This window comes from Phreatobacter stygius (assembly GCF_005144885.1).
Classification (GTDB): Bacteria; Pseudomonadota; Alphaproteobacteria; order Rhizobiales; family Phreatobacteraceae; genus Phreatobacter; species Phreatobacter stygius.
Genome location: NZ_CP039690.1, coordinates 1,496,887 through 1,509,816, shown reverse-complemented (window position 1 = coordinate 1,509,816; position 12,930 = coordinate 1,496,887). Strand labels below are relative to the sequence as shown.

5 protein-coding genes are annotated in these 12,930 nt (G+C 67.3%); 2 read left to right on the top strand and 3 right to left on the bottom strand.

The features are described from left to right. The gene (locus E8M01_RS06925) at positions 1-978 is read left to right on the top strand and encodes an FAD binding domain-containing protein (RefSeq protein WP_136959458.1); all 978 of its coding nucleotides are present in this window, start codon (positions 1-3) and stop codon (positions 976-978) included. Then, positions 975-3,116 carry a xanthine dehydrogenase family protein molybdopterin-binding subunit gene (locus E8M01_RS06920; protein WP_136959457.1) on the top strand — a complete coding sequence of 714 codons (2,142 nt, stop codon included), beginning with the start codon at positions 975-977 and terminating at the stop codon, positions 3,114-3,116. Before E8M01_RS06925 ends, E8M01_RS06920 begins: the two co-directional genes overlap by 4 nt. A gap of 27 nt (positions 3,117-3,143) precedes the next feature. Here the strand turns inward: E8M01_RS06920 and E8M01_RS06915 are convergent, their stop codons facing one another. The 3 genes from E8M01_RS06915 to E8M01_RS06905 form a co-directional block, all read right to left on the bottom strand. Then, a complete protein-coding gene (locus E8M01_RS06915) occupies positions 3,144-9,242 on the bottom strand; it encodes a DUF4347 domain-containing protein (RefSeq protein WP_170181811.1) in 6,099 nt (2,032 codons plus the stop codon). A 557-nt stretch (positions 9,243-9,799) separates the two neighbouring features. After that, positions 9,800-11,116: an HlyD family type I secretion periplasmic adaptor subunit gene (locus E8M01_RS06910; RefSeq protein ID WP_136959455.1), complete on the bottom strand. Its 1,317-nt coding sequence runs from the start codon at positions 11,114-11,116 to the stop codon at positions 9,800-9,802. After that, positions 11,109-12,881, bottom strand: a complete 1,773-nt coding sequence (locus tag E8M01_RS06905) for a type I secretion system permease/ATPase (protein WP_136959454.1) — start codon at positions 12,879-12,881, stop codon at positions 11,109-11,111. The genes E8M01_RS06910 and E8M01_RS06905 overlap by 8 nt, the downstream gene beginning before the upstream one ends. Positions 12,882-12,930 lie beyond the last annotated feature (49 nt).

Here is a 12,930-nt window from a genome sequence, read left to right as displayed (position 1 = left end):
ATGATCCCCTTCGCCTACCAGCGCGTCCGGAGCGCGCCCGACGCCATCACCGCGGCACTGGCCGGCGGACGCTACATCGCCGGCGGCACGACGTTGATCGACCTGATGCGCGAGGAGGTCGAGCGGCCCGAGACATTGGTCGATATCAACGACCTGCCGCTCACCGACATCCGGCTGGAGGCGGACGGACTGGTGCTCGGGGCGCTGGCACGCATGGCCGAGGTCGCCGGCCACCTGGCCACGGTTGCGGCGCAGCCCCTGATCGTCGAGGCCTTGCTGGAGGGCGCGTCGCCGCAGCTGCGCAACATGGCGACGATCGGCGGCAACCTGCTGCAGCGGGTGCGCTGCCCCTATTTCCGCACGCGTGATGCCGCCTGCAACAAGCGCCTGCCCGGCTCGGGCTGCGCGGCGATCGGCGGCATCAATGCCGGTCACGCGATCCTGGGGACCAGCGACCATTGCGTGGCCACCCATCCGTCCGATCTCGCGGTGGCCCTGGTCGCGCTGGACGCGGTCGTGCATGCCCATGGCCCGGACGGCGAGCGGGTTTTTCCGGTGGAAGAGCTCTATCGCCTTCCCGGCGACACGCCCCATCTCGAGCACAGCTTGCTGCCGGGCGAACTGATCACCGCCGTCACGGTGCCGCACGGCACCTATTCGCGCCGGGCGCGCTATCTGAAGGTGCGTGACCGGGCATCCTATGAGTTCGCCCTGGTCTCGGTCGCGACCGCGCTGGACATCGAGGATGGCCTTGTCCGCAGCGCGCGGATCGCAGCCGGCGGCGTCGGCACCAGGCCCTGGCGCCTGCGCGCATGCGAAACGGCGCTTGTTGGTCAGCGCGCCGGCCCGCACGCCTGGCAGGCCGCGGCCGAAGCGGCGGTGGCGGGCGCGAGGCCGCTGCCGGGCAACCACTACAAGATCGAGCTGCTGCGCCGGACCGTGGTCCGGGCGCTCGCCATGGCGGGGGATCCGTCATGACCGAATTGTCCTTCGGGCTGCCGCTGCCACGGGTCGACGGACCCGCCAAGGTCACCGGCCAGGCCCGCTATGCCGCCGAGTTCGACCAGCCGGGCCAGGCCCATGGCGTCATCGTGTCGAGCACGGTCGGCCTTGGCCGCATCGTCGGGATCGACGACAGGGAGACGCTGGCGCTGCCGGGCGTGCTCGCGGTGCTGAGCCACCTGAATGCGCCCAAGCTCGCCTATCGCAAGCACAAGAGCGGTATCGATCCGGCTTTCGGCGAACGGTTGCACGTGCTGCAGGACGATCGTATCCGGTTCTTCGGACAACCGGTCGCGGTGGTGGTTGCCGAGACGCTGGACCAGGCGGAACACGCCGCCAACCGGCTCGGGCTCAGCTATGAGAGCGAGCCGCCGGTGGTCGGGCTCGATCACGCCGAGGCCGTCGAGATCATTCCGGATGCCGGGCGGCAGCCGGGCGGCCGCGCCAGCGACAGCGCCAGGGGCGACGCGGATGCGGCACTGGGCCGGGCCGAGGTTCAGGTCGATGCGACCTATGGCATGGCGCGCGAGAACCACAATCCGATGGAGCCGCATGCCACCGTCGCGGCCTGGCAGGGCGACCAGCTGACGCTCTGGAGCAAGAGCCAATATGTCGTCAACGAGGCCGCCCAGATCGAAGCGGTGTTCGGCCTTGCCAAGCGCAGCGTGCGGGTCATCTGCCCCTATGTCGGCGGCGGCTTCGGCACGTCGCTCAGGACCTGGCCGCATGTGACCTTGGCGGCGCTGGCCGCCCGCCATGTCGGCCGGCCGGTGAAGCTGGTGCTGACCCGCCGCCAGATGTTCGATACGACCGGCCATCGCCCGTGCACCCGCCAGCGTGTCGCCCTGGGCGCGTCGGCGGATGGCGTGCTGTCGGCGCTGATCCACGAGGGCACCGGCGAAACCTCGCGTCACGAGCAGTTCGTCGAGGCCCTGACGGCCGCCTCGCGCTATCTCTATTCCTGCCCGAATGTCCGCACGCGCTACCGGCTGACGCCGCTAGACACCGGCACGCCGACCTATATGCGCGGGCCGGGCGAGGCGAGCGGCATCTTCGCGGTCGAAAGCGCCATGGATGAGCTGGCGGTGAAGCTCGGCATGGACCCGGTGGCTCTGCGCCTGCGCAACGAACCCGATCATGACGAGGCGCATGACCTGCCTTTCTCCAGCCGTTCGCTCAGGGCCTGTTACGAGGCCGGTGCCACGCGCTTCGGCTGGAGCCGGCGCGACCCGCGTCCCGGCTCGATGCGCGACGGCCGCCTGCTGATCGGCTGGGGCATGGCCTCGGCGACCTATCCGACCATGCGGGCCGGGGCGAAGGCCCGGGCGCGCCTGCTCGCCGATGGCAGCGTCGAGGTCGAGACCGCCGCCAGCGACATGGGCCCGGGCACCTATACCTCGATGAGCCAGGTTGCCGCCGATGCCCTGGGGCTCGCGGTCGACGATATCCGGTTTGCGCTCGGGCGGTCCGATTTTCCGGCCGCCCCGCCGCATGGCGGCTCGATGACCATGGCGTCGGTCGGCTCGGCGGTTCAGGCTGCCTGCCTGGCGCTGCGCGAGGCATCGGGTCTCGGCAATGCCGTGCCCAGCCGCCAGGCCTATGGCGCGCTGGTGGCCCGGCGCGGCGAACCGATCGTGGCGGATGCGGCAAGTGCCGGCGGGGCTGAGCAGCAGCGCTTCTCCATGCATGCCTTCGGCGCGGTGTTCGCCGAGGTCGCGGTGGATCCCGATCTGGCGATGGTGCGGGTGCGCCGGGTGGTTGGCGCCTATGGCGCCGGCCGCATCGTCAATCCGCTGCTCGCCCGCAGCCAGTGCACCGGCGGCATGGTCGGCGGCATCGGCATGGCGCTGATGGAACAGACCGTGCTCGACCCGCGCGACGGCCGGCCGGTCAACGCTTCGATGGCGGACTATCTGGTGCCGGTCAGTCTCGACATCGGCACGCTGGAGGCGCTGTTCGTCGAGGAGACCGACCCGCATCTCAATCCGCTCGGCGTCAAGGGATTGGGCGAGATCGCGCTGGTCGGCACCGCGCCCGCCGTGACCAATGCGGTCTTCCATGCGACCGGCCGCCGGGTGCGGGACCTGCCGATCCGGATCGAGGCTCTGCTTTGACGGCTTGTCGGGAGGCGGTTGCCCGCCTCACGCCAGCAGGAAGTCGTTGGCGGCGAACTGCGACTTGTTCAACCCGCTGATGAACACGCTGTCGTCGGCGTCGAGCACAAACATGACGCCGCCATTGACGTTGATGGCCGCATTGAGCACGGCCGCTGCGTCGGCAAAGCCGAAGTCCCTGAGATCCAGGACATCGCCAAGGCCGGCGCCTGCCTCGAAGTCGGCGATCTGGTCGCCGCCCGTGCCGTTGCGCATGACGAAAGTGTCGCGGCCGGTGCCGCCGTTCAGATAGTCGTTGCCGGCGCCGCCATTGATGAGGTCATTGCCCTCGTAACCGAACAGCTGGTCGTTGCCGTCGTCGCCGTTGAGGATATTGGTGCCGGAACCGCCGACGAGCCTGTCCTGGCCCGCGCCGCCGTTCAGGGTGTCGTCGCCGGTGAAGCCGAAGATGTAATCGTCGCCGCCGGCGCCCGACAGGACATTGGTTCCGGCACTGCCGAAGATCTGGTCGCTGAAGGCGGTGCCGGTGATGCTCTCGATGCTCCGGAGCTGATCGCCCGTGGCATCGCCACCGGTGACCATGTTGAGCAGCAGAGAAGCGTTCAGCGGCGCGTTGGACGCCGAGTAGTCGGCGGTGTCATTGCCCGCGCCGCCGCTGAGAATGTCGCCGCCGGCCCCGCCGGCCAGGAGGTCGTTGCCGTCGCCGCCGTCGAGCGTGTCATTGCCGCCACCGCCATAAAGCGCGTCGTCGCCGCCCCGGCCGGTCAAGGTCTCGGGCTGGCCGGTGCCAATGATGATGTTGGGATTGTCGTCGCCGGTCGACGAACCGCTGACCGACACCGTCAGTCGCGCCGTCGAGGACGCGCCACTGGGATCGGTGATCGTGTAGTCGAAGATGTCGGTGGCGCCGGGGCTGGGGAACGCCCCGCTATCGGCACTATAGGAATAGCTCCCGTCGGGGTGGATGGTCAGGTGGCCGTAGGCGCCGGTCACCACCGTGCCGCCGGCGACCACTGTCTGGTTCACATGCGTCGTGTTGAAGGCGACATTGGTCACCGTCAGGCTGCCGGTCGGGTTGTCGACATCGGTGTCGTTGGTCCTGACCGAGCCGCTGGTCGACAGGAACTGACCGACGCTCGCCGCATCATTCGCCGCGACCGGCGCATCGTTGACATTGGCAATGATGCCGGTCGAGGCACTGGTCGCGCTTTCGGCGGTGCCAGTGCCATCGACATAGCTGACGACGACCCGGACGACCGCGCCGACATCGGCGTCACCGAGCCCATAGGTCGCCTGGTCGAGGCCGACATTGGTGAAGCCCGAACCCGAGTCGCGCTGCCACTGGTAATGCAGGGCCCCGAGGCCATCGGGATCGGCCAGCGTCGAGGTGGCGGTCAGCACTTGGTCTTCGGTGGCCGTGCCTGATATCGCAACGCCGCCGGTATGCGGGTCGTTGACATCGGCAACGGGAGCGGTCGCGGTGCTGGTCTTGGCCTGGGCGGTGCCGCGGCCGTCGGTATAGCTGACGACCACCCGGATGATCGCCCCGACATCGACGTCGTCAAGCCCATAGGTCGCCTGGTCGGCGCCGACATTGACGAAGCCGGAACCCGAGTCGCGCTGCCACTGATAGTGCAGCGTGCCGAGGCCGTCGGCATCGCTGAGCGCCGCGGTGTCGGCGGTCAGCACCTGGCCGTCGGCCACCGTGCCGGTGATGGTGACGTTGCCGGTCGGGGCATCGTTGATATTGGCGATCGCGGCGGTCGTCGCACTGGTCGCGGATTCGGCAAAGCCCTGGCCGTCGACATAGCTGACGACCACCCGCATGATCGCGCCGACATCGGCGTCGCCGAGTGTATAGCTCGCCTGGTCAGCACCGACATTTGCAAAGCCCGAGCCCGAGTCGCGCTGCCACTGGTAGTGCAGAGCTCCCAGGCCGTCGACATCTGCGAGCGTCGAGACCGCGGTCAACACCTGGTCTTCGGTGGTTGTGCCGGTGATCGAGGCAGCGCCGGTATGGGGATCGTTGACGCCGCTGATGGGGGCCGTGGCGGCGCTGGTCGCGCTCTCGGCGGTGCCGCCGCCATCGGTATAGACGACCACCACCCTGATGGTCGCGCCGACATCGGCGTCGCCGAGCGTATAGGTCGCCTGGTCTGCGGCACCTGTATCGACGTAGCCCGAGCCCGTGTCGCGCTGCCACTGGTAATGCAGCGTGCCGAGGCCGTCGCCATCGGCCAGCGTCGAGACGGTGGCCAGGAGCTGGTTCTCGGTCGTCGTGCCGGAGATCGCAACGTTGCCGGTCGGGGCATCGTTGATATTGGCAATCGCCGCGGTCGCGGCGCTGGTCGTGGATTCGGCAAAGCCCTGGCCGTCGGCATAGCTGATCACCACCCGGACGATCCCGCCGACATCGGCGTCGCCGAGCGTATAGGTCGACTGGTCGGTGCCGACATTGACGTAGCCCGAACCCGTGTCGCGCTGCCACTGGTAGTGCAAGATCCCAAGGCCGTCGGCGTCGGCAAGCGTCGAGACGGCGGTCAGCACCTGGTCTTCGACCGCGCTGCCCGTGATCGAGGCGCTACCGGTATGGGGATCGTTGACACCGCTGATCGCCGTGGTGGCGGCACTGGTCACGCTTTCGGCCGTGCCCTGGCCGTCGATATAGCTGACCACGACCCGGACGAGCCCACCGACATCGGCGTCGCCGAGTGTATAGGTCGCCTGGTCGGTGCCGACATTGACGAAACCCGAGCCTGTGTTGCGCTGCCACTGGTAGTGCAGGACCCCAAGGCCGTCGCCATCGCTGAGCGTCGTGGGATCGGCGGTCAGCACCTGGTTCTCGGTCGACGTGCCTGAGATCGAAACGCCACCGGTCGGCGGGTCATTGACATCGGTGATGGCGGCGGTCGCGGCACTGGTCGCGCTTTCGGGGGAACCGCCACCGTCGGTATAGCTGATCACCACCCGGACGATCGCGCCGACATCGGCATCGGTGAGCCCGTAGGTCGCCTGGTCGGTGCCGACATTGACGTAGCCGGAACCTGCGTCGCGCTGCCACTGGTAGTGCAGCGTGCCGAGGCCATCGAGGTCGGCCAGGGTCGAGACGGCGGTCAGCACCTGGTCGTCGGCCGCCGTGCCGGTAATGGCGGCGCCGCCGGTGTGCGGGTCGTTGACATTGGCGATGGCCGCGGTCGCCGCGCTGGTCGCGGATTCGGCAAAGCCCTGGCCGTCGACATAGCTGACCACCACCCGGACGATCGCGCCGACATCGGCATCGCCGAGCGTATAGGTCGACTGGTCGGTGCCGACATTGACATAGCCCGAGCCCGCGTTGCGCTGCCACTGAAAGTGCAGGCCCCCAAGGCCGTCGGGGTCGGCCAGCGTCGAGACCGCGGTCAGCACCTGGTCTTCGGTGGTTGTGCCGGTGATCGCGGCGCCACCGGTATGGGGGTCGTTGACGCCGCTGACAATGGCCGTCGCGGCGCTGGTCTCGCTCTCGGCCGTGCCGCCGCCATCGGTATAGCTGACGACGACCCGGACGGTCGCGCCGACGTCGGCATCGCCGAGCCCATAGGTCGCCTGGTCGATACCGACATTGACGAAGCCCGAGCCGGCGTCTCGCTGCCACTGATAGTGCAGGGTGCCGAGGCCGTCGGGATCGGCGAGCGTCGAGACGGCGGTCAATACCTGATCCTCCGCCGCCGTGCCCGAGATCGAGACACCACCGGTATGGACATCGTCGACGGCGGTCACGCCCACCGTCACCGTCGCGGCAGAACTGGCGCCGCCATCGCCATCCGTGACGACGATGCTGATCGTGCGGCTATTGGTCGAGGGATTGCCCGCATTTGTGTTGTTGTAGGTCAGCGCGCGCACCAGCGCCTGCACCGCGGCGGGGGTCGCATCGGAATCCAGCGTGACGACGAGATCATTGGCGCCGCTGCCGCCGGTGAATGCACCGATCGTGACGCCGCCAAAAGTGACATTGCCGCCGGACAGCCCGATCTGCCCCGGACCGGTTCCTTGGTTGGCGATGCCAAGGACATCCTCGCCCACCACCCGGTTGCCGGTGATCGCCACTGTCACCGTACCGCCGTCGAAATTGGCGGAATCCGGATCGGCGACCGTGGCATTGCCGCTTGCGTCAAGCAGAACGGCGCCGCCTTCCTCGGTAAAGGCGGCCGTGTCGCCGTTCACGTTGCCGAGCGTGGGCGAGATATTGGGGACGGCCGTCGTGAAGTTGAGAAAGGTCTTGTCGGTGATCGCCTCGCGCACCACGCCGTTCGACCGGCCGAAACCGACGCCGTCGGTGTCGACGAAAGCGTCCAGGTCGAAGGTCAGGTAATAGCCTGTCAGCCCCGCCAGCGTGGTTGCCGGATTGATCGTAACCGTCGCCGTGCCAATCCCGGAGATCTTCGACCCGTCCGAAGCGGAAATGGTTTCGATCAGCGCATCGTCCGAGCTGCGGCGCAAATAGATGTTGCCGGCCCCGGCATTGACGGTCTCGCTGAAGGCCAGCGTGATATTCGCGGTCGGCGAAATGCCGGTGGCGTTGTCGGCCGGCGTGCTGGAAACCAGTTGCGGAGGCGCACCGTCGCCGTCTCCGCCTTGGACGAAATAGCTGTCCGGCGCGCTGCTCACGCCCGCGATGAGGTCGATGTCGCCGTCGCCGTCGAAATCCCCGGGATGGTAGAAGCCCGCCCCAGCGATGTTCGGCAGGCTCAACCCGGCAAACGGCGAAGCCGCCTGCGACTGAATGGTGAACGTGCCGTTGCCGTTGCTCCTGGCGTATTCGATGGCACTTCCGTTGCCTGCGACCTGGTAGAGGATGTCGACATCGCCGTCGCTGTCGAAATCGGCGACGACGATACGGCTCGCGGTCGCAAGCAAAGGGAAAGTCGATTCGTCGGCGTCGACGAATGTGCCGCCGTCATTGCGAAAGTAGCTGCCATTGGCCCCTGCGACGGCCGCCCAGAGGTCCTCGTCGCCGTCGCCGTCAAAATCGGCAAGAAAATGGGTTCCACCGCCATTGTCCGGCAGCGTCAGTCCGGCAAACGGCGAACTCGATTGCGGCAAACTCGTAAACGTGCCGTCGCCATTGCTCCTGGCGTACGCAAAAGGGGTGCCATTGCCGACGGTCTGGTAGAGAATATCGGCGTCGCCATCGCCGTCGAAATCTCCGGCGACCATACGGCCAGCGGCCCCCGGAGACGGAAAGGTCGCGCTGGATTGGGCGCTGAAGGTGCCGCCGTTGTTGCGGAAATAGCTGCCGGTTGCGCCATTGACCGCCGCCAGGAGATCAAGGTCACCATCGCCATCGAAGTCGGCATGATAATAGTTCGTGCCGGTGTGATCCGGCAGCGTCAGGCCGGCAAAGGGCGAGCTCGCTAGCGGCAGAATCGTAAACGTGCCGTCGCCGTTGCTCCTGGCATACTCGAAAGGAGTGCCATTGCCGGCGGTCTGATAGAGAATGTCGTCGTCGCCGTCGTTGTCGAAATCTCCGACGACTGCGCGGCTGCCGGCTACGGGCTCCGGGAAGGTGGAGTTGTCACCGCTGGTGAATTTGACGGCGAGCAATCCGGCATAGGCATTGCGCGCTTGCTGGCCGACGAACAGCGCCGTCGTTGGGGCACCAACCCGCACGCCAAGGTGCCAGTCTCCACCGAGATCGATCGCGCCAGTCAAACCCGCGGAAGCGGCAACCGATGCGCCGGTGAGGTCCGCAATGCCTTCGATGAAATCCCGGCCTTTCGACCCGCTCCCGACTTCGCAGCCGTAGATGAGGATATCGCCATCCGGGCGCAGCGAGGCCCCGATCATCGCGAGCTCGGCGGCATAGCCGGGGAGATTTTCGGCGGTCAGGCCGTTGACGCCGACATGGATGTCCGCCTCGGTCCCATGCGAAAGAATATGGATGGCGGCAAGGCCGCGCGCGTCTTGCAGCGCGGCTGCGATTTGCGTCACGCCATCAATAGCGGCATCGAGCACGATGATACGGATGGCGGGTGGGAGATCGGCCGTGAGGCTGCGCCAGCCCGCGACGCGCGGATCGACAAACAGAAAGGCGTCGACCTCGCCGCCCTGCAACGGGATCGACAGCACGGTTCTATTGGATGAGCTCACGATCCCCTCCCCATAAGCCAACGTCATGAATGCGTTTCATGTGGCTGTGACGGTCGCACGCTGCCGGATCGTCGCGTCCAGCTCACAGGCGGTCGTCAGTGGCTCACGCCGCTGGCGCCGTCGCGTTCGAGCGAACCGCCGTCGGTCTCGTCGTCGGGATTGGTGAGCTGCGTCATCACTCAGTCCTTTCGCACCGGCTGAGGCGTAGCCGGCTCGGCAGATTCGGGTGCATGCAAGAGCAGCATCGCATAGCAGGCTAAGACAGGCATGACGGAGCCCAAGCGGGCCGTTGCGCCTGCACCGCGCACACGAACGCGGCCCACAACCCTAAGGTCTGGCTTTTGCGCAGGCAAGTCTTGATGATCTAATCTTTCGCTTCAACCTGAAATTTTTTGCGCCAGTTTAAGTTTTGTTTCATCGGCACGACACTTCCGCTTCGGAATATCGCAGCAAACGGGTGAGTAAGTCTCACTTCTCAGGTTGCCAGGCCTGGTTCGCCCGAGCGGTCGGCGGCAACCGGATCGCCGCGCCGGCTGCGGGCCGACCCGGCGGTCGGTTCACTCCCGGAATGCGCGCCGGATCTGATCGACGATCGGCTTGACCAGATATTCCAGGACGGTGCGCTCGCCCTTGATGATGAAGGCCTCAGCCGGCATTCCCGGGACCAGGGTCAGCGGCTGGCCGCTGGCGCCGATCGGCGGCACCACCGCCAGCTTGATCTTGTAGAAGCGGCGACGGGTCGCCGGATCCTCGACCAGGTCCGGCGAGATGACGATGACCTCGCCGGTCGCATCCTTGAGATTGCGGTCCGGAAAACCGGTGAACCGGACCTGGGCCTGCTGGCCGAGGTGGAGATGTTCGATCTCCTGCGGCTCGATCATCGCGTCGACGACGAGCTTGTCGTTGTCGGGCACGATCAGCATCGCCACTTCGCCCGTCGCGATCACGCCGCCGACGGTGAAGACGTTGAGCTGATGGATCATGCCTGAGGCGGGGGCGCGAATCTCGACCCGGCTCAACCTGTCCTCGGCGGCGATCTTGCGTTCGATCGCCTCGTTCATCTTGTTGCGCGCCTCCGACAATTCCTGGACCACGCCCGAGCGGAAATCGTCGTCGAGGCGGAGGATCTGGATTCTCTTCTCGGCGATCGAGCCGCGCGAGCCGGCAATGTCGGCGATCAGCTTGCCCCGTTCGCCGTCGATCCTGGTGCGGTCGCGATCGAGTGCATTGACCCGGTTCAGCGGCACGAGATTTTTGGCGTAGAGATCGCGGACGCCGCGGAGCTCTTCGGCGATCAGCTTGAGCTCCTCCTCGCGGGCCGCGCGCTGGGCGGTCAGGCCTTCGATCACCGACTCGAGCTGGGCGACCTGTTCGTTCAACTGTGTCCTGGCGGAGGCGCGCACTGCGCGGCGGCTCTCGAAGATGATGGTCTGACCGGCGATCGAGGCCCGGACATCGAAGTTGGTTTCGGCGCGTTTCAACAGGGCGTCAGGGAAGACGATCGATGGCGTGCCGCTGCGCTCGGCGACCAGCCGCGCCTCCTGGGCGGTCAGTTCGTCCAGCGTCTTGACCAGGATCGACAGATTGGCACGCAGGATGGTGTCATCGAGCCGGATCAGCAGGTCGCCGGCCCTGACGCGGTCGCCTTCGCGCACCTTTAATTCGGCGACGATGCCGCCTTCGGGGTGCTGGACCTTCTTGGCGCTGGACTCGACTGCGACTTGTCCGGAGGCGATCACCGCGCCGGAAATGCTGGCGGTGGCCGACCAGACGCCGAGACTGCCCATCAGGCCGAAGATCACGAGCATGCCGAGGGCGCCGTGGTTGCGTATCGAGCGATCGGTGGCGTTTTGCTTTTTCCCGGGATCAGCCATCGCCCACCACCTTGACGTCCTGCGGGTTTTGCCGCGCCGGCGCGACCGGTGTTGCCTGGGTTGCCGGTGCCCCGAGCTGCATGGCGGCAATCTTGGCCAGCACCTCGTCCCGCGGGCCAAAGGCGATCTGCCGTCCGTCGCGGATGGCGACCAGCTTGTTGACGGCGCCGATGGCGCTACGGCGATGGGCGATCAGGACGAAGATGCCGCCGCGCGCCCGGACCGCCAGCAGCGCCGCATTCAAGGCGGCATCACCCTCGCCGTCGAGATTGGAATAGGGTTCGTCCAGCACGACGACAAAGGGGTCGCGGTAAAGCGCACGGGCAAGGCCGATCCGCTGGCGCTGGCCGGCCGAGAGCTTGAGCTCACCGTCGCCGATCCGGGTGTCGTAACCCTGTGGCAGCCTCAGGATGAGGTCGTGGACATTGGCGAGCTGGGCGGCGGCCACGATCGCGTCGTCGGTCCGCTCCGGGTCGAAGCGCGCGATGTTCTCGGCAATGGTTCCATCGAACAGGTCGACATCCTGTGGCAGGTAGCCGATCGCCGCGCCGCGGTCCTCGGCGGTGTACTGGCCGAGCGGGGCGCCATCCAGCGTGACCTCGCCGCGCGCCAAGGGCCAGACGCCGGTGATCGCGCGCGCCAGCGTGGTCTTGCCGGAGCCGGACGGCCCGACGATGCCGAGGCCGTCACCGGCCGTCACGGTGAAAGCGACGTTGGTGACGATTGGCAGGTTGGCGCCTGGCGGCGCGACGAAACCGGCATCGACCAGGAGCTGGTCCTTCGGTGTCGGCAGGCGTGTCACCGGTTCGGGCGTTCTGGCCGGGACCAGCGCGTGCCGGAGCCGGGCCACCGCCTGGCGAGCACCAAGGAAGAGGCGCCATTGCGAGGCCGCAAGGTCGATCGGCGCCAGCGCCCGCGACGACAGGATGGAGGCCGCGATGATGGTGCCCGCCGAGATCTCCTGGCGCACCGCCAGAAACGCGGCGAGAGCCAGCACAAGCGATTGCAGCAGCATGCGCGTGCCGCGCACCAGCGCGCTGATGCCGGCTGATCGGTCGACGCCGGTCTGCTGGGCATCCAGGAATTCCAGATTGGTCTTGGCGAAACGTTGTTCCATCTGGCGGGTCAGGTTCATCGTCGCCAGAACCTCGGCATTGCGGCGCCCGCTGTCGACGGCGGCCTGGCGGCGCTGTGAGGTCTGGGCCGATTGCAGGATGGCCGCGCGAGTGCGGAACTCGCCCCACAGCGTCAGCCCCAGGACGATCGCCGCGCCGGCAACGGTCAGCCATCCGAGCCATGGATGGAACAGGAAGCAGATGGCGACGTAGAGCGGAACCCAGGGCAGATCGAAAAAAGCCGCAGGGCCTTGTGAGCCGACGAACTGTCGGACGTGGTCGAGATCGCGGATCGAGTCGACGCGGTCCTGGCCAGGCCCGGTCCGCGACGGCAAGGCCACCACCGAGCGGAACGCCGCGGCCGAGAGGTCCTCATCGAGCAGGCGGCCGATGCGCCCGACCATGCGGCTGCGGATCGCCTCCAGCACGACCTGGAAGCCGTAGAGCAGGGCCACGATCAGCACCAAGGCGGCAAGGGTCGGGATGCTGCGGCTCGGCAGCACCCGGTCATAGACCTGCAGCATGAACAGCGAGCCGGTCAGGGTCAGGATATTGATTGCGCCGGAGAACAGCGCCATGGCCAGAAGCGCCTGGCGCGAGCGCTTGATCGAGCGGACGAACAGGTCCGTGCTGGCGCCGGCGTCACTCATCCCGGCCAGATCCGACGCCGGCCGCGACTGGTCGAACGGCGATCCGCCC